24 protein-coding genes are annotated in these 22,737 nt (G+C 38.7%); 13 read left to right on the top strand and 11 right to left on the bottom strand.

Going from position 1 to position 22,737, the window contains the following annotated elements:
* The first annotated feature begins 209 nt into the window (after positions 1-209).
* On the top strand, positions 210-440 hold the full coding sequence (locus tag ACZ48W_RS07775) for a hypothetical protein (protein ID WP_464827778.1): 231 nt from the start codon (positions 210-212) through the stop codon (positions 438-440).
* A gap of 15 nt (positions 441-455) precedes the next feature.
* On the opposite strand, the gene ACZ48W_RS07770 is transcribed toward ACZ48W_RS07775, so the two are convergent.
* Together ACZ48W_RS07770 and ACZ48W_RS07765 are read right to left on the bottom strand one after the other, a co-directional pair.
* Entirely contained in the window at positions 456-965 is a 510-nt protein-coding gene (locus ACZ48W_RS07770; protein ID WP_464827777.1) for a shikimate kinase, read from the bottom strand.
* Between the two features lie 82 nt (positions 966-1,047).
* Positions 1,048-1,287 carry a hypothetical protein gene (locus ACZ48W_RS07765; protein ID WP_464827776.1) on the bottom strand — a complete coding sequence of 80 codons (240 nt, stop codon included), beginning with the start codon at positions 1,285-1,287 and terminating at the stop codon, positions 1,048-1,050.
* A 113-nt stretch (positions 1,288-1,400) separates the two neighbouring features.
* Here ACZ48W_RS07765 and ACZ48W_RS07760 point away from each other — a divergent pair, with 113 nt between their 5' ends.
* Positions 1,401-2,105 (top strand): SDR family NAD(P)-dependent oxidoreductase, encoded by a 705-nt coding sequence (locus tag ACZ48W_RS07760; RefSeq protein WP_464827775.1) that lies wholly within the window; start codon positions 1,401-1,403, stop codon positions 2,103-2,105.
* Between the two features lie 15 nt (positions 2,106-2,120).
* On the opposite strand, the gene ACZ48W_RS07755 is transcribed toward ACZ48W_RS07760, so the two are convergent.
* From ACZ48W_RS07755 to ACZ48W_RS07745, 3 genes are read right to left on the bottom strand one after another with little or no spacing between them, the layout of a single operon-like run.
* Positions 2,121-3,446, bottom strand: coding sequence for an MATE family efflux transporter (locus ACZ48W_RS07755; protein ID WP_464827774.1), 1,326 nt, complete (start codon positions 3,444-3,446; stop codon positions 2,121-2,123).
* A 21-nt stretch (positions 3,447-3,467) separates the two neighbouring features.
* On the bottom strand, positions 3,468-3,791 hold the full coding sequence (locus ACZ48W_RS07750; RefSeq protein WP_464827773.1) for a hypothetical protein: 324 nt from the start codon (positions 3,789-3,791) through the stop codon (positions 3,468-3,470).
* A 41-nt stretch (positions 3,792-3,832) separates the two neighbouring features.
* The gene (locus ACZ48W_RS07745; RefSeq protein ID WP_464827772.1) at positions 3,833-4,078 is read right to left on the bottom strand and encodes a hypothetical protein; all 246 of its coding nucleotides are present in this window, start codon (positions 4,076-4,078) and stop codon (positions 3,833-3,835) included.
* Positions 4,079-4,291: 213 nt separating this feature from the next.
* Here ACZ48W_RS07745 and thpR point away from each other — a divergent pair, with 213 nt between their 5' ends.
* Positions 4,292-4,777: an RNA 2',3'-cyclic phosphodiesterase gene (gene thpR, locus ACZ48W_RS07740; protein WP_464827771.1), complete on the top strand. Its 486-nt coding sequence runs from the start codon at positions 4,292-4,294 to the stop codon at positions 4,775-4,777.
* Positions 4,778-4,786: 9 nt separating this feature from the next.
* On the opposite strand, the gene purN is transcribed toward thpR, so the two are convergent.
* A complete protein-coding gene (gene purN / locus ACZ48W_RS07735) occupies positions 4,787-5,335 on the bottom strand; it encodes a phosphoribosylglycinamide formyltransferase (RefSeq protein ID WP_464827770.1) in 549 nt (182 codons plus the stop codon).
* Between the two features lie 94 nt (positions 5,336-5,429).
* A complete protein-coding gene (locus ACZ48W_RS07730) occupies positions 5,430-6,839 on the bottom strand; it encodes an NAD(P)H-hydrate dehydratase (protein WP_464827769.1) in 1,410 nt (469 codons plus the stop codon).
* A 198-nt stretch (positions 6,840-7,037) separates the two neighbouring features.
* On the opposite strand from ACZ48W_RS07730, the gene rpsU reads away from it, so the two are divergent.
* The gene (gene rpsU / locus ACZ48W_RS07725) at positions 7,038-7,250 is read left to right on the top strand and encodes a 30S ribosomal protein S21 (protein WP_295419456.1); all 213 of its coding nucleotides are present in this window, start codon (positions 7,038-7,040) and stop codon (positions 7,248-7,250) included.
* Positions 7,251-7,392: 142 nt separating this feature from the next.
* Here the strand turns inward: rpsU and ACZ48W_RS07720 are convergent, their stop codons facing one another.
* Together ACZ48W_RS07720 and ACZ48W_RS07715 are read right to left on the bottom strand one after the other, a co-directional pair.
* Complete coding sequence (locus tag ACZ48W_RS07720; RefSeq protein WP_464827768.1) at positions 7,393-9,978, bottom strand: DEAD/DEAH box helicase; 2,586 nt, start codon at positions 9,976-9,978, stop codon at positions 7,393-7,395.
* Between the two features lie 9 nt (positions 9,979-9,987).
* A complete protein-coding gene (locus ACZ48W_RS07715) occupies positions 9,988-11,943 on the bottom strand; it encodes a DNA methyltransferase (RefSeq protein WP_464827767.1) in 1,956 nt (651 codons plus the stop codon).
* Between the two features lie 160 nt (positions 11,944-12,103).
* Here ACZ48W_RS07715 and ACZ48W_RS07710 point away from each other — a divergent pair, with 160 nt between their 5' ends.
* The 6 genes from ACZ48W_RS07710 to ACZ48W_RS07685 all read left to right on the top strand — a co-directional run bounded on the left by ACZ48W_RS07710 (position 12,104) and on the right by ACZ48W_RS07685 (position 17,590).
* Positions 12,104-12,286, top strand: coding sequence for a hypothetical protein (locus tag ACZ48W_RS07710; protein WP_464827766.1), 183 nt, complete (start codon positions 12,104-12,106; stop codon positions 12,284-12,286).
* Positions 12,287-12,631: 345 nt separating this feature from the next.
* Positions 12,632-13,795, top strand: coding sequence for a formate-dependent phosphoribosylglycinamide formyltransferase (gene purT, locus ACZ48W_RS07705; RefSeq protein ID WP_464827765.1), 1,164 nt, complete (start codon positions 12,632-12,634; stop codon positions 13,793-13,795).
* A 37-nt stretch (positions 13,796-13,832) separates the two neighbouring features.
* Complete coding sequence (locus ACZ48W_RS07700) at positions 13,833-14,201, top strand: secondary thiamine-phosphate synthase enzyme YjbQ (protein ID WP_464827764.1); 369 nt, start codon at positions 13,833-13,835, stop codon at positions 14,199-14,201.
* 2 nt (positions 14,202-14,203) lie between these two features.
* On the top strand, positions 14,204-15,145 hold the full coding sequence (locus tag ACZ48W_RS07695) for a D-2-hydroxyacid dehydrogenase (protein WP_464827763.1): 942 nt from the start codon (positions 14,204-14,206) through the stop codon (positions 15,143-15,145).
* Positions 15,142-16,740, top strand: coding sequence for an FAD-dependent oxidoreductase (locus ACZ48W_RS07690; RefSeq protein ID WP_464827762.1), 1,599 nt, complete (start codon positions 15,142-15,144; stop codon positions 16,738-16,740). Before ACZ48W_RS07695 ends, ACZ48W_RS07690 begins: the two co-directional genes overlap by 4 nt.
* Positions 16,741-16,867: 127 nt before the next feature.
* Positions 16,868-17,590: a succinate dehydrogenase/fumarate reductase iron-sulfur subunit gene (locus ACZ48W_RS07685; RefSeq protein WP_464827761.1), complete on the top strand. Its 723-nt coding sequence runs from the start codon at positions 16,868-16,870 to the stop codon at positions 17,588-17,590.
* On the opposite strand, the gene ACZ48W_RS07680 is transcribed toward ACZ48W_RS07685, so the two are convergent.
* Positions 17,574-17,981, bottom strand: coding sequence for an acyl-CoA thioesterase (locus tag ACZ48W_RS07680; RefSeq protein ID WP_464827760.1), 408 nt, complete (start codon positions 17,979-17,981; stop codon positions 17,574-17,576). The two genes, ACZ48W_RS07685 and ACZ48W_RS07680, sit on opposite strands and share 17 nt — an antisense overlap.
* A 1-nt stretch (position 17,982) precedes the next feature.
* Positions 17,983-19,263 carry a 3-isopropylmalate dehydratase large subunit gene (gene leuC / locus ACZ48W_RS07675; protein ID WP_464827759.1) on the bottom strand — a complete coding sequence of 427 codons (1,281 nt, stop codon included), beginning with the start codon at positions 19,261-19,263 and terminating at the stop codon, positions 17,983-17,985.
* A 210-nt stretch (positions 19,264-19,473) separates the two neighbouring features.
* On the opposite strand from leuC, the gene ACZ48W_RS07670 reads away from it, so the two are divergent.
* The 3 genes from ACZ48W_RS07670 (at position 19,474) to dxr (ending at position 22,733) form a co-directional block, all read left to right on the top strand.
* Positions 19,474-20,817: an NFACT RNA binding domain-containing protein gene (locus tag ACZ48W_RS07670; RefSeq protein ID WP_464827758.1), complete on the top strand. Its 1,344-nt coding sequence runs from the start codon at positions 19,474-19,476 to the stop codon at positions 20,815-20,817.
* Positions 20,818-20,891: 74 nt separating this feature from the next.
* Positions 20,892-21,650, top strand: coding sequence for a phosphatidate cytidylyltransferase (locus tag ACZ48W_RS07665; protein WP_464827757.1), 759 nt, complete (start codon positions 20,892-20,894; stop codon positions 21,648-21,650).
* Positions 21,651-21,662: 12 nt separating this feature from the next.
* Complete coding sequence (gene dxr / locus ACZ48W_RS07660; RefSeq protein ID WP_464830482.1) at positions 21,663-22,733, top strand: 1-deoxy-D-xylulose-5-phosphate reductoisomerase; 1,071 nt, start codon at positions 21,663-21,665, stop codon at positions 22,731-22,733.
* Positions 22,734-22,737: the final 4 nt, after the last annotated feature.

Genomic DNA, 22,737 nt, shown 5'->3' with positions numbered 1-22,737 from the left:
TATGGGCAAAATGACTTCTTGGACTGATCGCATTTATAGGTTGGGGATATGTGATTTTTACTATCTCAGGCTCACCTGCTCCTTTTATAGAACAAGCCCCCCTATTGTATGGGAAGTACTATGCTGATTTTGGTATTTTACCCATGATATACAAGGGGTTTGACTATTGGGAAAACAAAATATTCCTAAATATATGGAAAGGATCCGAAATGAAGAAAAAAACAGTAAAATCATCAACAATGTTCAATCTGAAAGGATTTTTGATCCTGATCGCTTTTGGTATATGGGTTTATGTCATGATGAATGTGGAAGAATCATTCGGATCGGTAAAAAATGCGCTCTTCTCTTATGGAGGGAGTACACTGATTATCATTACAACGCTCTATGTTCTGATCATACTTCTCGAATTTTTTATCGATATTGAAGATCTTGGTGAATAAGAACACAAAGTGTTCTTATTCACATTTCTTTGCGATTTCCTCTATAATGTCATCTATATTTTTATTTTCTACATTGACAATGACATCAGCTACTTTCTTATAAGCTTTTTCTCGTTCTTTATAGAGCTTTTTAGCCTCTTTTTCCTGGGCGAAAAGTGGTCTTTTCGCTAGTTTCGCTTCAGCATTCTTCGCTGTTTTCAAACGATTGTGTATCCATTCAAAGGAAGCATCAAGCAATACTACTGTTCCAAGTTTTTTAAGGTTTTTTACTTTGTAAAATCCACCACCGCAACTAACAAATGTATTTCTGACACACTTTTCTATCCAGTCAGCTGTTATCTGCTCCTGCTTTCTGAAATATGCTTCGCCTTTTTTTTCGAAGATCTTTTTGACTTCTCTGTTCTCTTTGGATTCTATCAGATCATCCGTATCTATAATATAGGTCCCGTATTTTTTTGTAAAAGCACGTGCCGTTGTTCCCTTACCTACACCCATAAAACCTATTAAAATAATATTTTTTTTCATTTTGTATCACCCGCCAAAAGCATTACAAAGCAATTCATACCAACACTCCTCACTCTTCACTTGATGATGCATCGCTTTATCACTACACCATATTGTAACGGTCAATGATCTTCTTAAGTCGCTTACGTAGATTTTTCAATGCTTCTTCAGCTGTTTCACCTTCTGCAACAAGTGATTCAAATTCATCAAACTGTACCTTTGCTACCCAACCGATCTTCTTATGTTTTTTGATCCCCACAAAACGTACTTCACCAAAATGTTCCTTTGCCATCCGATAAATACGTTCGATTCTCTCATCCAGACTTCTTATTTCTTTACTCATTCTTATCCTTTTTTTCACTAATATGATCTACTTTGATATAATTATAGCATAGCAAGAGAATAAAAGGATTACATAATGACAGGAATTCAAGTCCAATACAGGAAAAATACCAAATGCTGAATCGTAAAAATATACTTATTACAGGAGTCGGGTCAGGGTTAGGTGAAGCATTGGTCAGAGAGTATCTTGCACAGGGTGATAAAGTGTATGCGATCGGAAGAACCTTTCCAAAAATTTTTGACAAAGATCCCCATTTTTTCTTTTTTCCATATGACCTGAGTCAAACTTTTATGATCAAAGCAGAGATCAAAGCATTTATAATGGACCATTCTTTTAATGTGGTCATCCTTAATGCAGGGATACTCGGTGATATCCAAATGTTAAATCAAACCAATCTGGCAAAGATCAAAGAAGTAATGGAACTCAATGTCTGGGCAAACAAAGAGCTCATCGATACACTTCATGAATATGCATATGTTAAACAAGTAATAGGTATCAGTTCAGGAGCATCAGTCAACGGATCGAAAGGCTGGGGTGCATATTCACTTTCCAAAGCCGGGCTGAATATGCTGCTCTCTATCTATGCAAAAGAGTTACCTGATATCCATTTCACTGCACTTGCTCCCGGTGTTATAGATACATCTATGGTGCGGCATATCATCAACAAAGTAGATGACCAAATATTTCCATCTGCTAAAAAACTGAAAGAAGGAAAGATCCAAACCCCTAGAGAAGCAGCCAAACTGCTTATATCTGTATTTGATACACTTTTAAAGTATGAAAGTGGTAGCTTTTTAGATGTAAGGACAATGAGCTAGGAGTCTGTCGGACCCCTAGACTTTTATCTTTTGCCACTCACCTTTGTTAAAGGTGATCCACAGCCATGTTGCTTTCACAAAGGTATCTGAGATCATTGCCAGATAGACAAAAAGGATAGACTCAAAATACCATGAGAGTAAAAATGCAGGGATGATACGTACGAACCACAGAGAGATAAGATTTATCTTCAAAGTTCGCTTGCTGTCACCTGCCCCTCTAAGTGCTCCTGAAAGTACAAAGTTAAATGCCAAAGGGATCTGAGAAAATCCTACAATAACCAAATAAAGGCTTGCCTCTTTGATGGTTTTGGCATCATCCGTAAAAAGCCATACGATCTTCTCCGGCATAAATATCATAAAAAATGAAAGAAAAAACATAAATCCCGAAGTGTACTTAAGTACAAGAAGTACATCTTCTTTTGCTTGCCCAGGCTTCTTCGCACCCAGTCCCTGCCCCATCAATGCCATCGCTGCAATGGTGAACCCGATACCTGGCATAAATGCCAAGCCCTCTACACGCAATCCTATCTGATATCCTGCCAATACCTCGGTACCATAGTGAGCGATGATGATAGTGAAGAGCATAAAACTTCCAAAAGTAAGTGACCGTTCAAACGATGCGGGTATCCCTACTTTAAGTGCACGTGAGAGTAACGCTTTAGAGTAGTGCCATAGAGGAATGTAGGGTGTTTTATGTCTGAGGTACAAGACCACATACACGATAAACTCTAACATATTTACTATGACTGTCCCCACTGCCGCACCCATCACTCCAAGTTCCGGGAAACCATAATGTCCAAAGATAAAGAGATAATTTAAGATGACGTTGAGAATGATAGAGCCTATCTTGACCTTCATAGGTGTATGGGTATCTCCTGCAGAATTAAGTGCTGAGACAAAAACCAGTTTCATAAAAACAAAAGGCATCATCCATGTAAGCATCTGCACATAATCTGCTCCAAGTGCAACTACCTCAGGTGCTGTTCCAAACCATACATAGATGTTAGAAGCAAGAAAATACCATGCTACCATCACCGGTAGACTCAACAGGAATGCAAATTGAAGCAGTGTTGAAAGCCCTGTGGAAGCCCGTTTTATCTGACCTGCTCCCACAAAGCGTGAAAGCAAAGCGGATGTACCCACATGTAACAGGGTCAGCACGGCAAAAACAAACATAAGTGACTGCAATCCAAGTCCTACAGCTGCCACAGCAAATGCAGAGATACGCCCTACCATTATAAGATCGGTGATCACTTGCAGCATATCCAATAGTGAATTAATTGCCGCGGGAATGGAAAGCTTGAGTATCTTTTGATGTTTGGGTGGGAAAAGTCGTATCACGCTATCTCTTTTTAAAGCGTATTATACTCCTGCCAGCTGAGAAAGATATGCATACAGCAGTATGATGATAAGAGAAGCCCATCCCATCATCCAACCCACAGCACGCAATCTTTTTTCTTTTTGGAACATCTGTCTGGCTTTGTAAAGGACTACAGGATAGACCACAAAAGCCAATACCACAGGCATGTATGCCATAAAAGTCAAAGAATATTTGGCTATAGCGAGCTTCACTGCCAAAAAAGAGGTATAGACAAAACTATACACAATAAGTAATATGAATATTTGCACGATGTAAAAAAGCATATAGCTTGCTTTTTTATTTTGTTCATCGCTGTAGTATTTCAACCTTCACCCTCTTCCTCATACTGTTGAATCTAAATATATTCTTATTCTAACCAAAACTGATCATTACTGACCTCAAGATATTTTTTATAAATATCTTTACCATGTTCATCTATAAAATCCTGCAGCTGATCCCTATATTCTTTTGTATTGTCCATTCCATACAAGATATCCAACCTATCTAGAAGTTTTTTATATTTTCCTTTACCTTCTTTCGTATTAATGGATCTCAATTGTGAATATACATTAGATGCTTTAGAAAATAATATTGATGCTTTTAATATTGACATTATGTACTACCTCCTATTTTTCTCTTTATATATATAAAATAAATCTTATAATCATATCTAACAAAAGGTTTATAAAACTTTATGAAAGCTATCAGTTTAATGAAACTCCCCGATCCATAGGGTACGAGGTATCTTCATTTTTAAAAGATTAGTTGAAATATCATATAATGACATATCAATTAAAAATATAACAAAATACCGAAAAGGCACTCCATGAGACTCTTTATCGCTTCCCCTGTCATATTGGATGATTATGCATCTGTAAAAGAAGATTTTCAAGACATCATAGAGGGGAAATGGGTGGAGGAAGAAAATCTTCATCTTACCTGGCTTTTCCTTGGCGATATCAGAGAAAATAAACCGATTATAGAAAAGCTTAGAGATATCTCTCCATTAGAAAATAATGCAAATATCTCCGGGTTGGGGTATTTCGGAAGACCACCCAAAGTACTTTTCGCCGGATCTGAAAGAAAACTGCTTTATGATAAAGCAACCGAATTTAAAGAAGCAGGGTTTGATCTCTATCGTTTCAAGCCGCATATCACACTCTGCCGTATTAAAACTATACATAACTATAAGATCTATAAAGAAAAACTCAAAACATATCGAAAAAAACAACTGGGATATATACTCCCGGAAATTTCTCTTTACAAAAGTACTGTAACAGAAAAAGGAGCAATATACACAAAGTTATCCTAAGATCATCTCTTAAGCTAAGATTTTCCTTATTGCTTCAACCAGTGCCTCTTTTTCAATACTTCGTATCTTGGTATCATACATTTCAAAATTCAAACCTTCTTTTGAAACTTCTTTTTGCAGAATCAGCTCTCCACCATCCAGTTCAGAACTTACCCAGTGTACACTTACCCCACCTGAAAGGTATTCATCTTCATAACTTTTTTCTATGGCCTTAAGTCCTTTGTGTCTCGGCAAAAGGGAAGGATGCAGGTTGATACTTCTGATCTGTTCTGTAAACACCGGTGTCAAAATACGCATAAACCCAGCAAGTACTGTTAAGTCCGGTTGATATTTCTGTAATCTTCTTACCATTACTTCATCAAAAGCTTCTCTGCTCTCATAGTCTCTTGCATCCACTATCTCCAAGCAGATACCGTTTGTATTGGCAACTTCTATCCCCTCAGCATTCGGATTGTTTGTCAATGCTGCGACAACCTCAAATTCCTTTTGATGTAAACTCTTGACAATATGGGCAAAATTGGAACCTTTGCCACTAAAAAGTACGGCTATTTTTTTCATGACGGTATTATAGCTAATGGTCAATTATATCGACCCGACATATACAAAATAACTAACTATACCATGCAGCAGCTCTGAGAGCATACATCCAGACCTATATGATTTCCAGTCTTTCTACCTCATCTATGATATCTGTAGGCAACATAGCATAGGATGCACCTTGATACTTATTTGCCGCCATCACTAACGCTAAAGAACCTTGTATAGCAGCATCTATTCCTGTATACCCCTGTGCCAGAAACGAAACAATAAGTCCGGAAAGTACATCTCCGCTTCCCCCCTTGCTGAGATTGGAACAACCTAAAGGATTGATATACAGTTGTTCTTCCTGCATGATAAGGGTATTGACTCCTTTAAGCAGGAGGGTAACATGCGGGTACTTTGCATTAAAACGGCGTACTGTCTCAAAACGTTTGGCCTGTACTTCCGGGACCGTAAGGAGTTCTCCTGTCAATCGTTCCCATAATGCGACAAACTCTTTAGGATGAGGGGTAATGACCACTTCTCTCTCTTTCTGTTCCAGAATACCCAACAGCTGGGAAGAGTAGCATGCATCAGCATCCAGCAGAATGGGAAGATGACTTTGAAATACATGCTTTTGTAAAAATTCATTATCGAAATGACCACCCAACCCCATTCCTATAGCAATGGCTGAAGCATTATCCGGTACTACCGTTGAATACATCAGATACGGAGGAGGAGAGACCTTTTCGTGCACCACCAGCGTTGTAAGTCCTGCTCCAAACCTGCTTGCAGCCATCCCTGCAATGATACCTGCCCCTTCTTTCTCTCCGCAGAAAACAGCTGCATGACCAAAATCTCCTTTATGGGTAGAACATGCTGCTCTGCTTGGCAGTTTCAGATCGGAAGGTTCAAGCACAAAAGTATGGCTCTCTCCTTCATATTTTTGACTACTGATACCAAGGTCGGCCCGTATGATCCTTCCGATAGTATCTTTACTCTCATCCAGATAGAGTGCCTCTTTGTATGCTCCCATGGTGATGGTGACATCAGCACTAAAAGCCATAGGCATCAGACAACCGTTTTCACCTACCCCTGTAGGCACATCACAGGCAATCTTATGTCCAGAAAAGCTGTTGAGTTGATGAAGCATATACTGTGTCTCCTGATCGATCTCTCTGTTAAGCCCTGCTCCGAAAACAGCATCCACTATGATATCGGCATCATAAAGTTCCTTTACTGGATTGACACCTAACGCTTCTGCTCTCTGAAGCTGTACTTTTGCCATCTCTGATTTGACTCCAAAAGGCACGACCAATCTCACATCATACTCCCCATGCAGTTGCCGAGCAAGAACGATGCCGTCTGCACCATTATTGCCCACACCTGCTACAATGAGCACAGAGGAGCCTTTATCAAAATGATTTTGAATATACTCAGCCATTCCTCTGGCTGCATGTTCCATAAGTATATCTTCCGTGAGTCCATACGTCTCGTAACATTTTTTATCTAAGTCATAACAGGATTTAAATACTTTTTGCATCACTAGTCTCCTTATTGTTACTATTATCTTAGCATAAATTAAACTTGTTTGGATATAATCCGCTTCATATTTATCTCTTTTACCCATAATCTGAACCATTTTGGTGAAGCTTTAGTGAGAGGAATTTTGTAGGAGCTTTGCTTCTGCAAAAGGAGATCTCATGGTAAAAAATTTTGATAAGGAAGGGGGTGCTTTTCGATGCCAGGAATTAAACTAACTTCACGTGATTCATTTGATGACGCTTACAGAAAATTCAAAAGACAATGTGACAGAAACCTTATCGTAACTGAAGCAAGAGCTAGACAGCACTACGAAACTGAAACTGAAAAAAGAAAAAAAGAGAAAATTGCAACTCGCAAGAAGATCCTTAAAAAACTTTTCATGCTCAGAAGATACGAGTCTAGACTGTAATCCAGTCTTTGGCAGAGCTTTGGCTCTGCTACTCATTTAATCTTACTTTTTACACAACAAATATTAACTACATTTTATCATTTTCCCCCTACACTTTTTTATGCGATATCAAAAGTCTTATATAGGCATATAATTTTTTTATCTATTTTATCTCCAATAAAGTCTCCAATTCACTTTTAAATTCCCTATTTAATAACTTGCCATTTTTCAAATAGTCAAAAAACGTTACATAACTATTTGGACTTAAAAAATGAAATATATATTTTTGCTTTATCCCCTGCTCTACTAATTTTTCATTCAATCTATTAAAATGTTCTTTTGCATATCTATATTTTGCTTTATTTTCAATACTATCATCTTTATCAGCCTTAATCTCAACTACAATAAAATACTCAATATCATCATTGTTAATTTTAAGAATAAAATCAGGGTTGAAATTACTTATCTTTTGATGATTTGCTTTTCTCCAAGAATACTCAATACTATAAAAACCTCTATCTCTTGATTTTATCCAACTATCTATCTTTTGTGCAATCTCTTTTTTACATAAATATTCAACAAAATCTCTTTCAGGTCTTGCATTTGTAAAAACCATATTTACAGGTGTTTTAAAAAGATATTCATTTTGTTCTTTATCTGCACTTTTTGGAAAACTATCATCATCTATGAATTGTTGAAATAGATTTTTTTGTTCATCACTTGCAACTTCATTTTTCCAATTATTTGTATAAAATACAGAATAATCTCTTCTAAAATTTCCAATGCCTAAATTTTCTCTTACTAAATCTTTTGTTGATATAACTTTCAAATCATTTATTTTTTTCTCTATTATAACAGTCTTAGAGGCTTTCCGCAAAAGTGTTCCAAAAGATTGTAAAACTTTTGATCTATTTTTTTGAATCAACCCATCTACTTTATCAATGCCAACTTTTTGCATTGATCTTACTATCAAATCTTCTATAACTTCTCTTTGGGGTAAATTATCACTTGAATACTGCTCAACATCAATATTTAAAATTTTTCCTTCTTCAAATCTTGCTTGTAATTCATCTAATATTTTATCAACTATACTTTCAACTGAATATGTTTCATTAATTATATTGTGTTCTTGTTTCCGTATATTTCCTTTGATATCGATAAGTATCGTATCCTTTCCAACTTCTACTGATTGAGATTCTAAAGGTATCCCGTTTTTCATCAAAAAGTCAAAAGTCATCTCATTTTTTGGAGCATGAGGTATCTCTTTTTGCTCTTTTGCATAATCAATATTATAAACTTCAAAATTATATTCTGCTCTATCACCCTCTTTTAAGACTTGTGAAGTCACTTTTGTCTCGATCTCCAAAACCTCATCTACAAGACCTTTTATATTCTTGCTCCAAGAGTCGTGATTAAACACTATGACTTTTGGTTGCGGATTTTGATATTCTAAAGGAACTCTTAACCCCCTGCCTAAAACTTGTGCAATTAAAAGTTTTGAATTAAATGCTTTATCTTCCCAAGGGACTATTTGAAAAACATTTTTTACGTCCCATCCCTCGGTTAGCATAGAGACTGAGATGATCCACTTTGTAGGGTCATCATTTTCATCTACCGTTTTTAATTTGGGTATATTTACCTTGTGGTCTTTATGTGAAGTCACAATCAAAACTTGTTTTTCAATCTCCTCTTTTGGAAGTTTTTCTTGCTTTAGTAAAAAATCTACTAAGTCATCTTTTAAATTTTTAGCCTTATTGATATCTTTTGTAATCAATATTGACAATGGTTTTACCTTGTCATAATAAGTAACATTATCTTGATGGTTTTGATAAATCTTTTGAAATTTTTCATCAACTCCAGAGCTATCATCTTTTTGGACATACTCTATATTTTTTACTATCCTATCTTCAATAGCCTCTCTTAAGGAATACCTGTAAATAACATCATTAAAATACTCATTATCATGATAAGCTGTTCCTGTAAAACCTAAGATATATTTGAAACCATACTCACTATTGAGCAAAAACTCTTTCCATTTTTTAAGTCCTTGAGATTCACTCCTGCCTGTCTCTTTTTCTGTAATTTTATTAAAAATATGGTGAGATTCATCATTTAAAACTAGCGTTCTATCGCCCTCATTTTTAAAGCTATCTTCAATAGAGGAACCAGTTGTAGTATAAACTGCATGAATATTTTCAACACAAATATCTCCATTTTTTACAGTCACATTAGCATCTACAATTCTAGGATTTTTATATGTTGCCTCATTTGGAATCATTTTTTTAAGCCCACTACTTCCACTTAAACTCTCAAACTTCTCTGTAAGTCCAGCCTCTATCGTAAGGGATGGAGATAACACTAAGACCTTGTCAACCAAACCCAACCCCAACATGATTTGAGCTACACCATAAATGACATAAGATTTACCACCACCAGTTGCAATGTCTATATTTGCAAAAAGCTTATTTGGAAGCTGAAGATGTTTTTTATAATTTTCCAAAGAGCTGTATTTGGCTTGTAACTCAGTATTGTCTTGATAATTCTCTTCAATGAGATCTTCTATTTTTCCATATCTACCACTTGCCAAATAGATAATGGCATTTTGAATAGCCTCTTTTTGATATTCTCTATCTCCACACAATTTATCCAAAAACAGACTCCAGCTATCCAAATCAAGCTTTATAGGGTCATAGTTATGGTTTACTTTTAGAACCAAATCTTTTTGTTTAAATATTTTTATATCTTGCATCCGTATTCCTTAAACTGTAAAGGTTTGAGTAAAGTCATTACCATAAATATCTGTAAATACCACCATGATTTTCTCTCCAACCTCACTGGCTGTTAAAGGTACCTCTACACCATTTTTAGACAACTCTTTTAGCTCATTTTCAAAATCTTCTGCACTTTGCCCTTTTTTCTTTTTTGGCAATAGCTCATCGACAAATAGAGCCTCATCCATCTCAAAAGATTTGCCATTGTAAGTTTTGTCTATAAACAGTGCCGATAAATTTTCAAAATCTTCTTTTTGTTTCTCCTCTTTTGTTTTATCTGATGACAGCTCACTGGATTGAAAACTTTTGATGACTATTTTTACTTCATCATCTCTCGTTTGAAGCTCTGCTTTTACTTTAGGCGGTCTTTTAAAGTGAAACCCGATAGCCTCTTCAATGTCATTGACTTTTGACTTGCTTTGCGGTTGTCTTACTTTTACAAAAGGCTTTTCATGCAGTTCGTTAATAATATGATATGGAATTTTCAAAAAATAGTATCTCACCTCATCTATCTCTACAAAATCATCTACAAAATCAATGGAGTTTATAGGAGCAACAATGTAAACTCTACTTCCTACTTTTTTACCTATATTCCTATGCAAATCGTCTAAGTAGTAATTATCTATAGTTGAATCTTTATATTTTTTATAATCATATACAATGACAGGGTAATTATCTTTTTTTCCTTCAAACTTAAATCCTGAAATTTTAAAAGGTTTCAAATCAATCTCAAACAACCCTGAAACAAAATCCAAATATTTTTTTCTCTCCAATTCAAAGGTTTTTTCTAAATCATAACTACCAAGACTAGCAGTTATAAAACTTTTTGCTTTTTTGCCATACTTTTTTTTTGCTTCTTCTAAATCTTTTGAGTTTTGAATCTGTAAGATTCTTTTTTGCATAGTAAAATATGAGAGTTTTCCAAGATCACAGGTTATCCATTTTCTACCAAGTTTTTCTGCAACAGCCATTGTAGTTCCTGAGCCACCAAAGAAGTCTAAAACTATATCACCTTCATTTGAACTTGCTTTAATAATTCGCTCAATAAGTGCTTCTGGTTTCTGGGTAGGATAATTTAATCTTTCCGATGATGTACCCTGAACAAAAGGTATTAAAAATACTTCTGTAGGCTTACCTGCTTTTAAATAAGCTCTTCTCTCAGAGCCATCTTCATCATAATATATTTTGTATCTTTGACCTTTATCATCTACCTTATCATATCTTTTTATAGCTTTTTCATCATATTCAACAAGAGTTGCATCACTATTAAAATAATAAGTATTTGATTTTGTATAAAAAAAGACAATATCATGTTTTCTTGGAAAATTTTTCTCTGTAGAAGTTGGACCAAAATATTTCCATATTAATTGATTTCTAAACTTTGATTCTCCAAATATTTCATCTAAAATTAATTTGATATAGTGAGCTTTTTTCCAATCTAAGTGAATATACATACTCCCATCATCAGCCAATATCTCTTTCGCTACTATTAACCTTTTTCTTAAAAACTCTACAAATTCAGCACCTTTTTTCTTGTCATTATATGCTTTAGCTCCCTCTTTATTTTGAAATTCATCAGTTGTTGCAAATGGTGGATCAATATAAATAAGCTTTACTTTTCCTTTTACTTTATCTTTTATTAGTGGGGCTCTATTTTCATGAATTGTTTTTAAAAACTGTAAATTATCTCCAAACACAATCATATTTTTCCACTCATCATCAAAAGCTTTATACTCGTCACCATTAAAAACTTTTTCTACTTGAAGTGGAACAGGATAGACCCCATCTTTATTTGCTAAAATATCCTCTTTTCTCATCTTCCCTGCATAAACAAGTTCATACTCTTTTTGTTTTGTCGGAAAAAGTAGATATTTAAAATCTTCAGGTAAATCCTTTCCCTCTTGAAGAAGTTCAATAATGTAGTCTTTTTGCTGTTTTGTCATTGAGTCATATTTCCCTAATTTTTACTTTTATTGGGAATATATTACCTCTTATTAAATTTAAACGGGATAAATTACTCTAATTTTTATAAAAAACGGGAATTTATCCCGTGTTTTTTACACATATTTTTTAATGTACCTTTTATATTAAAAAGGTCAAAAAATGACTCAACGAGATAAAGCTATCTACTTAGATTTAGACCCAAAGACGTTAAGAAACTGGAGAAAAAACAAACCAAACCTCTACAAAATCATCATGCTGGGTTTCGCCTTTGAGGAGGTGGTAAAGAAATCTAAAGAAAACTATGAGGAACTGGAAAAATTAAAACGTGAGGTGGAGAAGTAAATTTTTATTGTTATTAATCGGTTTATGCTATAATCTTCGCATGGAGCCAAAGAGTTGCACCTCTTTGACTCTACTATTGGGCTACCAGCACCGTATGACTATGCCTAGAATACGCATTGCATATCCTTTCTCTTGGGCTAGCCCAAGCCCCAACCCTGCCAAGATATAAAATCTCCACTTGCAAAACCTAGTCATAACATGCACAAAAATTCTAACAAAATTTTTTACCCAGTAGGAAAAATATGTCAAGTTGTCATACTTTTTCAATCTAACCTTCCATGAACTCATTACACCTTATCTAACTTTTCGCTAAAATAATTCTAATATTTTTTTAAAGGTTTCCCTATGAAATTTACAACCCCATTACAAAAAGATGCTATCAAAATTATGTTACTTGGTTCCGGTGAACTTGGTAAAGAAGTTGCTATCGAAGCACAAAGACTTGGCGTTGAAGTCATTGCTGTTGACAAGTACGAAAATGCACCTGCACATCTTGTAGCCAACCGTTCGTATGCCATCGATATGCAAGACAAAGAAGCCGTACTTGCACTCATCGAAAAAGAGAAGCCGAGCTTTATCTTGCCAGAGGTGGAAGCCATCAGCATCGATGCACTTTTTGAAGCAGAAGCAAGAGGTTTTCATGTGATCCCCAATGCTGAAGCGGTCAACAAAACGATGAACCGTAAGAACATCCGTGTTTTTGCAGCTGAAGAACTTGGTCTTAAAACAAGCGGATATGAATTTGTAACCACACTTGAAGGACTCAAAGATGCAGGTGAACGCATAGGTTTCCCTTGTGTCATTAAACCTGTGATGAGTTCTTCCGGTCACGGTCAAAGCATCGCCAGAACAGCAGAAGATATAAAGAAATCCTGGGAGATAGCCAAAGAGGCACGTGGTGATGCAAGTGAACTCATCGTAGAAGAGTTTGTACCATTTGACTATGAGATCACCCTTTTAACTATCCGTAATGAAACCGGCACAACCTTTTGTGAGCCCATAGGTCACGTACAGAAAGATGGTGACTTCATCCTCTCATGGCAGCCTATGCAGATGAGTGCTGAAGCACTTAAAAAGGCTCAAGAGATCGCTAAGTCCGTGACAGATGGTCTTGGGGGTAGAGGTATCTTCGGTGTGGAGTTCTTCGTCAAAGATGAAGAGGTTTACTTCTCTGAGCTCAGTCCACGCCCACATGACACAGGGATGGTCACACTCATCACCCAAAGCCAAAGTGAGTTTGCACTTCATGTAAGAGCGGTACTGGGTCTGCCACTTGACTTTACTTTCTATGGATCTGGTGCCTGTGGTGCGTATAAAGCTAAAAATGAAAGCCACAATCCAACACTCGAAGTACCCGACACTGCCTTTACAAAAGACAGCTTCGTAAGAGTCTTCGGAAAACCAGAATCTCATGTAGGTCGTCGTATGGCAGTCTCACTTGTACTGGATGAAGTCGAAGAGGCAAAGCGTAGAGCTACGCAGATCGTCGATCAGATCAATGACCACTAAGCAGTATATGCTTACACTTCCCCCTTACAAAAGGGGGATGCACCTTATCACAGATCAGATAGAAGCACTTTTTGACGGCTCTGTCTCTACCGGCATCGCACACCTTTTTTTACAACACACCAGTGCCAGTCTGACAATCAGTGAAAATGTCGATCCCTCTGTGCGCAGTGATGCTGAAACATTTATGAATGATCTCATCCCGGAATCCTACCCAAAGTTCCGACACACCTATGAGGGGAGTGATGATATGCCTGCACATCTGAAAAATATGCTTTTGGGGGCATCACTTACTATTCCTTTAACCCAAGGCAGATTGGCACTTGGAACATGGCAGGGTATCTATTTGTTTGAGCACAGAGACCATGCCGGCCGCAGAACGATTATCATCACAATACAAGGAGAATGACTATGAGAAAACAAATCGTGATACTAGATACGGAAACCCTTGGCGAAGACCTTGATCTTACTGTATTGAAACAGTTCGGGGATGTCATACACTATAAGAACAGTACGATCGATGAAACACCCAAACGCATACAGAAAGCCCATATCGTCATCAGCAACAAAGTCGTTCTTACTAAGGAGATGATGCAAAGATCTCCCAAACTTGAATTGATCTGCATTGCAGCTACAGGAATGAACAATGTAGATCTTGATGCAGCAAAAGCACTGAACATTACAGTAAAAAATGTGGCAGGATACTCCACCAAATCAGTCGTACAACACACTTTTGCCATGCTCTTTTATCTGCTTGAACATCTTAAATATTATGACAATATCGTACAGTCAGAGCTATGGAGCCTCTCCGGACTCTTTACCGATATAAGCCGCCCTTTCTATGAGATCTCAGGAAAAAAATGGGGGATCATAGGGCTTGGTACCATTGGTAAAGAAGTGGCTACTATAGCTACAGCCTTTGGTGCTGAAGTAAGTTACTACTCAACAAGTGGAAAGAACCATACAGACCTATACCCGAACCAACCGCTTGACAAGCTTCTCTCTTCCTGCGATATCGTCTCTATCCATGCACCACTCAATGAGCAGACCTATGGGCTTATCAATGAAATGAATCTTCCTTTACTTAAAGAGAAAGCTATTTTACTTAATCTTGGACGTGGAGGCATCATCAATGAAACAGATCTTGCTTATGAACTTGACAGACGGGAGATCTATGCAGGTCTTGATGTACTGGAAAAAGAACCTATTGATTTAAACAACCGTCTCATGCAGATAGAACATAAAGAGAGGCTTCTCATTACTCCTCATATCGCTTGGACGAGTATAGAAGCAAGACAAAAGCTGCTTGAGGGTATTGTAAAAAATATTGAAAATTTTTTGGAGAAACAATGATAGATGTATTGATCATCGGTAGCGGCGGTGCAGGTCTTACTGCTGCACTCTCTGCAAAAGAGATGGGAGCTTCCGTACTTGTAGCAGGAAAAAGCTACCCTACCAACTCACAAACTTCCATGGCACAAGGAGGCATTAACGCCGCCCTTGGAAATGTGAGTGAAGACCATATAAGCTCCCATATTGCAGACACTGTCAAATCCGCGCATGGACTTTGTGATGAAGACATGGTGCGACAGATGTGTGCAGATGCACCACAGACTATCACTTGGTTGGAGAGCTTAGGTGTGCCTTTTTCACGCCTTGACAACGGTAAAAGCGGCAAAGATAGTATAGCCCAACGCCAAATGGGCGGAGCTTCCGCTAAACGTGCGTGTTACGCACAGGACTACACAGGACTCAAGATACTCCATACACTTTATGACACCTGCCTGAAAGAGAACATAGATTTTATGGATGAGCACTATCTACTTAACCTTATCACTAAAGATGGGGTAGTCAAAGGAGCAACCTTTTTAGACATCCGCACAGGAGAGGTCAAACAGATAGATGCAAAATCCGTGCTCATGGCAACAGGTGGTTACGGCAGTCTCTATCATGGCTTTACTACCAATGCTTACGGCTCTACCGGTGACGGGGTGGCAGCTGTGCTTCGTGCGGGCGGTGCTGTAAGTGACATGGAGTTCATACAGTTCCACCCTACTGCACTCAAACACTCCAGCATCCTCATAAGCGAGAGTGCCAGAGGCGAAGGCGGGTACCTGGTCAACTCTGAGGGTGAGCGTTTTGTGGATGAACTCAAACCCAGAGATGAAGTAGCCAGAGCCATCTTTAAAGAACTTCAGGAAAATAAAGAAGTTTTCCTCGATGTCAGACATTTGGGTGAAGAAACACTCATGGAGCTTCTACCTCAAGAGGTAGCTCTGTGTAAACTGCATGAGCATGTAGACCCGGCACAAGAGCTCATTCCCATCAAACCGGTTGCACACTACACTATGGGTGGGATAGATGTGGATTATGCTCTTGAAGTGACAGGCATCAAAGGGTGCTTTGCCGTAGGTGAATGTTCCAATGCCAAAGTACACGGAGCCAACCGTCTTGGCGGGAACTCCCTGCTTGAGATCACTGCTTTTGGAAGGTTTGCAGGAGAGAATGCCTACAAACACTCTATCTATGCAAGCTCTAAACCCGCAGATGACACACAACTGCAAAAAGACAAAGCCCATCTTGAAAGTATCTATGCACAAGAGAGCAGTGTAAACTTCTATGAACAAAGAGAGGCTCTTGGCAAACTCTTTTACCAAAATGTTGGCATCGTAAGACACAATGATACTCTGACCAAAGCGCTTGATGAAGTCATTGCTATGCAAGTACTTTCAAACAAGATAGGCATAGAAGACAAAAGCCCGACCAACAACACAAACCTCATAGACTTTTTAGAGTTCAGCAATGCCCTACTGCTTGCACCTACTGTTATCTCCTCAGCCATTGCCAGAGATGAGAGCCGTGGAGCTCATTTTAAAGTAGGGTTTGAAGAGGAAAATGAGGATTTTAAGAAGCATATTGTTTTGCAGTGGAAGAAGGAGACAGAATGAAAAATAACTCTATTTCATCCGTAGGTCGGGTTCTCCTGATCCCGACACTTATTTGCAAAAAAACATCTTCTGCATCTTTAATAAACGTCGGGATGAGGGCAACCCGACCTACAGAAGGATTTATATTATGAAAATATCTATTCAAAGAGATAAAAGCATTGAAGAATTTGAAATCTCCAAATCTATGACACTTCTTGCAGCCCTCTACGAGATCAAAGAGAACCAAGATGCCTCACTGACATTTTCTTCAGGATGCCGTGCTTCTGTCTGTGGTACCTGTGCTGTTCGTGTAAATGGTAGAGAGGTACTCTCCTGTGCCCATAAAGTACAAGATGGTGATCTTGTCGAACCACTGCAATACCACCCAGTCCTACGTGACCTCAAAGTAGATAAAAACAAGGCCAAAGAGACACTGCTAAAAACTGCAGCATGGCTTCATGAGAGTAAAGAAGCTTCACTGACACACAGTGACGAGAAACTCACCGAAACACAAACTGACTGCATACTCTGTGATTCATGCTACTCTGCCTGTCCTGTATACGCAGTAAACCCGGACTTCTTAGGGCCTTTTGCCCTCACACGAGCCTACCGTTACACATCAGACAAACGTGAAGGAGATGCTAAAACCATCATAGGCAACATTCAAAGCAACGGTGTGTGGGACTGTACACTATGTGGAGAATGTACCGCTGTCTGTCCTAAAGGCATAGATCCTAAGATGGACATCACTATGTTAAGAGGAACCTCACTGCAATTCGGACACTCTGACCCAAATTTTGCTGCGCAGAGTTTTGGAGCACCTGATTTTGGTGGTGGAGGATTTGGGTTTGATCCTAATAGTGGGTTTTAAACCCCTCAACGATCACAACAGGGATCTTCATAGGTCTCATCTTCTTGCTGTCTACAAAAACCCACTCCGTTTTTCCTTCACAGATAAGAGCTTTATCCCTACTACGGGTAAGTACATAACGGCGGATAGACATGATCTTGCCTATCTCTTCTACCCATGTCTCCATTTGTAGTTCATCGTTTTCAAAGGCGGGTTTTTTGTATTCTATATTATGAGATTTGGCTACCCAGGTGCCTCCAAGTTCAAGACATTGTTCGTAGCCGAAGCCTACGGCTGCTGAGTGTTTTGTGGCTGCCTCTATCATCCAGCTAAGGTAGATAACATTATGCACATGACCATTGAAGTCAATCTCATCACTTGTTACTCTGAATCTGTAGCTGTAAGTATTCACACTAGATATCTCTAGGGTCTACTATCTTTCCTGCAATAGCCGAAGCCGCAGCAACCGCTGAGTTAGCCAAGTAGATCTCAGAGGTTCTTGCACCCATACGACCTACGAAGTTACGGTTTGTTGTAGCAACACAACGTTCACCGTCACCCAGGATACCCATGTATCCACCCAAACATGCACCACATGTAGGATTGGAAACCACGGCACCTGCTTCAATGAGGATATCCATCAAACCTTCATGTTGTGCCTGTAGAAAGATCTTCTGTGTCGCAGGTGTAACGATCATACGTGTATGACGTGCCACTCTTTTGCCCTTCATGATCTCCGCTGCAATTCTAAGGTCTTCAATACGTCCGTTGGTACATGACCCGATCATTACCTGATCGATTTTAAGATCATCAGCTACTGCCTGTTCTACCGGTTTACCGTTTGACGGCAAGAATGGATACGCGATCACCGGTGAAAGTGCTGCAACATCTATCTTAATGACTTGGCAATAGTTCGCATCTTCATCTGAATAGTGGATCTTAGGCTCTGCTCTAAGTCCGCTATTTGCCTCTCTTCTCTCAATAAGATATGCTTCTGTAATATTGTCTACAGCGATGATTCCTGACTTTGCTCCGGCTTCTATGGCCATGTTACACATGGAGAATCTGTCATCCATACCAAGGTGTTGGATGGTATCACCTGTAAATTCCAATGCTTTGTAAAGTGCACCGTCCACACCTAAAATACGGATGATCTCCAAGATGATATCTTTACCGTAAATATGCTCACCCGGTTTACCTGTAAGCTCTACTTTGATCGTCTCAGGTACTTTGAACCAGTTACCGCCCGTGATCATACCAAAGGCAAGGTCTGTACTTCCCATACCTGTTGAGAATGCGCCGAGTGCACCATGTGTACAGGTGTGGCTGTCTGCACCGATGATGACATCACCGGGGATGACCAAACCTTTTTCAGGAAGCAAGGCATGCTCGATCCCCATATCTTTCTCATCAAAGAAGTATTTAAGGTCATGCTTATAGGCAAACTCTCTTGAAATCTTCGCCTGGTTCGCTGAAGCAATATCTTTAGCAGGGATGTAGTGATCCATTACGATGCTGAAGTTGTCCGGTCTGGCCAATTTTTCTGCCCCGCTCTCTTCAAATGCTCTGATCGAGATAGGTGTTGTAATGTCGTTACCGATGATCATATCAATATCTACTCTAACGATCTCTCCTGCATGTACCTCTTTACCTGCATGCTCCGAGAATATCTTTTCTGTAATGGTTTGTCCCATTTTTTATCCTTAATTCATTATCATTATTACGCGAATTATAGCGAAATTTATTTATGGTAGAATTTCAATAACAAATTATACCCTCGTTCCCAACGTCCTCGTTGGGAATGCATACAGATATTTTTAATGATTTATCACTTTTTATTTTATACAAACTGATATATGCATTCCCAAGCCGGAGCTTGGGAACGAGAGTGCTTAGGATAGATTATGAAACTCTACGAACTTAAAGCCATAGCAAAACGATTAAACACCTTTACTTTTATCAGCCGTGCCAGACGCATAGAAGACAACACTTTAGAGATCATGTTCGATAAATCCGACAGCTATTTCTTCAATATGACCAGAGGACACAGTTTCATCTACAAAGCACCAAGCCAGAGACCGCTTCAAGGCTACAATGCACCTTTTGACACCCTGCTTCACTCTCTGCTCAGCGGAAGTAAACTTATAGGTGTAGAAGTAGCAAATGATGACCGTATTTTACGTTTTACCATCGCTCCAAAAAGTTCTTACAAAGACAAGATCATCTACCTGCAACTTGAATTTACAGGAAAGAATACCAATGCCATACTTATAGATGACAATGAAGTCATCATCGAAGCCCTTAGACACATCGATGCCGACAGCTCTTTTCGTGTGATCCGTCCAGGAATGGAACTGCTTAGCATCCCCCCATATGAGCGTACAGAAGAGGCAAAAGAGATAGCTGATGTAGATGCATATCTCGAAGAAAAATATACACAGATACAGGCGAAAAAACTGCTGGAGATGAAAAAGCAGAAACTCTCTGTAACTTTAAAAAAGAGTCAAAAGCTGGCACAACTTTTAGCAAAACTGCCCGATGAAAAAGCTTTGGGAAAAGAGGAAAAAAAATACAAACAGTATGCCAACCTCATCCTGGCGAACCTCTATCAGATCAAACCCTATGATACTAAGCTGAACACCTATGATTTTGAGGGTAATGAGATCAGCATCAAACTTCCTAAGAATATCAAAGTCAACCGTATGAGCGACTACTTTTTCAACCTTGCCAAACGCGCTAAAAATAAAGCAAAAAATATACACATAGAAAAAGAGAACTTAGAGAGTAAAAAAGCCTTTTATGACAACATCTACTACGCACTTGAGCAGGCCAAAGAACCTTATGAACTTGAACTTCTTGTCCCTAAAAGAGCAAAATCGCAACGTAAAAAAGAGAAACTAAAAGAGGGAGAACTCTTTTGGATAGAGGACTACAAAGTATTGGTAGGAAGAAACAGTAACGAAAACCAAAAACTCCTTGCTATCGCCAAAGCCAATGACCTCTGGATGCACATAAGAGATGTACCCTCTTCTCACGTCATCATCAGAACAGACAAACAGAACCTGCCTGAAAGCGTCATCAAAGCAGCAGCAAAACTCTGTGTTGATTTCTCCGTAAAAAACCCCGGAGATTACGAAGTGGACTACACCAAACGAAAATTTGTAAAAGTACAGGAAGGCTCCAATGTACTTTATAACAAATATGACACAATAAGAGTCACCAAAGAAGGGGTAGAGATAAGAGAATAAAATCAGAGGCTAGAGGCTTCTATAACCCAAAGCGTGGTATAATGTTCTCTATTTAATCATTTAGGAACAGTAAGATGACAAAAATTTTTACAGACTATCAAGAGCGTTGGCTTACAGGCATTGGACTACTTGCACTTGTTGGGTTTATCGGCTGGATAGACAGTTTTTTTGTAATGTGGGTATTTTTAGGCGTCATATATATGTTTGCTTTCTATGAAGCAATGAAACTTTTTAAACTTGTATCGCCTCCCTCCTATTTTTGGGCTGCACTCTTATGGATCTTTGCCTATTTCTATCCTAATCCTGATGATCTGTTCTTTCTCGTCGCCATCCTTTTTGGTGCTTCCATCGCCTACCTACATAACTTTGATAAAAGACTTATCCTTCCTTTTCTTTATCCTGTAAGCGGTATACTCTTTTTTCTCATTCTCTATGAAGATTTCGGTATACAGGCAATGTTCTGGCTTTTGGTAACAGTGGCCCTGACTGATGTGGGAGCATTCTTTACAGGAAAAGCCATCGGAAAAACAAAATTTTCAGATACCTCTCCCAACAAAACACTTGAAGGTGTTATAGGTGGTGTCCTCATAGCCACTCTGTTCGGTACCTATGCCGGGCTGTATATTGCACCATTCTGGACCGCGCTTGTCGTAACTTTTTTTACTGCTGTTGCTTCTGTATTCGGTGATCTGTTCGAATCTTATCTCAAACGTGAAGCAGGTGTCAAAGATTCCGGTGATCTTCTTCCGGGTCATGGCGGTATTTTAGACAGAATAGACGGATACCTGTTTGGTGCCCCTATGATGGTCATTGCCCTCAGAGCATTTCTATAGTCTATGTCCAGTATCGTTCTTTTAGGCTCTACCGGCTCCATCGGGGTCAACACTCTCATCATTGCCAAGCGTTACAATATTAGCATAGAGGCTCTTGTAGCGGGGAATAATATTGATCTGCTCAATGAACAGATCAGGGAACACAACCCTAAGGTGGTCGCCATTGCCAACGAAGCGGACAAAGACAAAGTTGACCACTCCAATGTGCTTTGTGGAGCTGACGGCATCCTCTCGGTCATAGAGGAATCAAAAAGTAAAACTGTGGTCAATGCCCTCGTAGGCTATGCAGGACTGGCACCCACGCTCAAAGCCACAAGTCTTGGTAAAAAAGTAGCCCTTGCGAACAAAGAGTCACTTGTCGTTGCAGGTGAGTTCATAGATATGTCCCTCATCACACCCATTGACTCTGAGCATTTTGGATTATGGTACCTGATGAATGAACGTCCCGTCTCCAAACTTTACATTACGGCAAGTGGTGGTGCCTTTAGAGACTGGGAACTGGAAAAAATGAAAGATGCTACTTTTTCAGATGCACTCAAACATCCTAACTGGTCAATGGGGAACAAGATCACCATAGACTCAGCAACGATGACAAACAAACTCTTTGAACTTCTGGAAGCCAAATGGCTTTTTAATACCAACAATATCGATGCGGTCATAGAAAAAAAGTCTATCATCCATGCCCTGGCAGAGTTCAAAGACGGTTCAACCACTGCACACTTTGCAGGAGTAGACATGAAACTCCCTATTGCCTTTGCACTTAGAGGTGAAGTTACCGAGGAGATCCTCCCACCAACTGACCTGCTTGGTATGGGTGCTTTGGAGTTTTTACCCATAGAGGCCACACGTTACCCTATCTGGAACATCAAAGAGCACATTCTGAACAATCCTCATTTAGGTGTGGTGGTCAATGCTGCCAATGAGGTAGCTATAGAGAAATTTCAAAATGAAAAGTGTAGCTTTTTTGGAATGAGTGAAATGGTTTTGGATGCTTACAAAAAATTTGAAAATATTAAAGCAAACAGTATTGATGAGATCATTGAGATTGATAAAGAGGTAAGAAGATATGTTAATCAATTGTAGGGTG

The organism is Sulfurovum aggregans (genome assembly GCF_055385215.1).
The sequence above is the reverse complement of the archived record's forward strand: the minus strand, read 5'-3'. Positions and strand labels throughout refer to the sequence as shown.

Coding starts and splice junctions, on each gene's coding strand:
- ACZ48W_RS07775 (WP_464827778.1), top strand. CDS start 210: ATGAAGAAAAAAACAGTAAAATCATCAACAATGTTCAATCTGAAAGGA.
- ACZ48W_RS07770 (WP_464827777.1), bottom strand. CDS start 965: ATGAAAAAAAATATTATTTTAATAGGTTTTATGGGTGTAGGTAAGGGA.
- ACZ48W_RS07765 (WP_464827776.1), bottom strand. CDS start 1,287: ATGAGTAAAGAAATAAGAAGTCTGGATGAGAGAATCGAACGTATTTAT.
- ACZ48W_RS07760 (WP_464827775.1), top strand. CDS start 1,401: ATGCTGAATCGTAAAAATATACTTATTACAGGAGTCGGGTCAGGGTTA.
- ACZ48W_RS07745 (WP_464827772.1), bottom strand. CDS start 4,078: ATGTCAATATTAAAAGCATCAATATTATTTTCTAAAGCATCTAATGTA.
- thpR (WP_464827771.1), top strand. CDS start 4,292: ATGAGACTCTTTATCGCTTCCCCTGTCATATTGGATGATTATGCATCT.
- purN (WP_464827770.1), bottom strand. CDS start 5,335: ATGAAAAAAATAGCCGTACTTTTTAGTGGCAAAGGTTCCAATTTTGCC.
- ACZ48W_RS07730 (WP_464827769.1), bottom strand. CDS start 6,839: ATGCAAAAAGTATTTAAATCCTGTTATGACTTAGATAAAAAATGTTAC.
- rpsU (WP_295419456.1), top strand. CDS start 7,038: ATGCCAGGAATTAAACTAACTTCACGTGATTCATTTGATGACGCTTAC.
- ACZ48W_RS07720 (WP_464827768.1), bottom strand. CDS start 9,978: ATGCAAGATATAAAAATATTTAAACAAAAAGATTTGGTTCTAAAAGTA.
- ACZ48W_RS07715 (WP_464827767.1), bottom strand. CDS start 11,943: ATGACAAAACAGCAAAAAGACTACATTATTGAACTTCTTCAAGAGGGA.
- ACZ48W_RS07710 (WP_464827766.1), top strand. CDS start 12,104: ATGACTCAACGAGATAAAGCTATCTACTTAGATTTAGACCCAAAGACG.
- purT (WP_464827765.1), top strand. CDS start 12,632: ATGAAATTTACAACCCCATTACAAAAAGATGCTATCAAAATTATGTTA.
- ACZ48W_RS07700 (WP_464827764.1), top strand. CDS start 13,833: ATGCACCTTATCACAGATCAGATAGAAGCACTTTTTGACGGCTCTGTC.
- ACZ48W_RS07695 (WP_464827763.1), top strand. CDS start 14,204: ATGAGAAAACAAATCGTGATACTAGATACGGAAACCCTTGGCGAAGAC.
- ACZ48W_RS07690 (WP_464827762.1), top strand. CDS start 15,142: ATGATAGATGTATTGATCATCGGTAGCGGCGGTGCAGGTCTTACTGCT.
- ACZ48W_RS07685 (WP_464827761.1), top strand. CDS start 16,868: ATGAAAATATCTATTCAAAGAGATAAAAGCATTGAAGAATTTGAAATC.
- leuC (WP_464827759.1), bottom strand. CDS start 19,263: ATGGGACAAACCATTACAGAAAAGATATTCTCGGAGCATGCAGGTAAA.
- ACZ48W_RS07670 (WP_464827758.1), top strand. CDS start 19,474: ATGAAACTCTACGAACTTAAAGCCATAGCAAAACGATTAAACACCTTT.
- ACZ48W_RS07665 (WP_464827757.1), top strand. CDS start 20,892: ATGACAAAAATTTTTACAGACTATCAAGAGCGTTGGCTTACAGGCATT.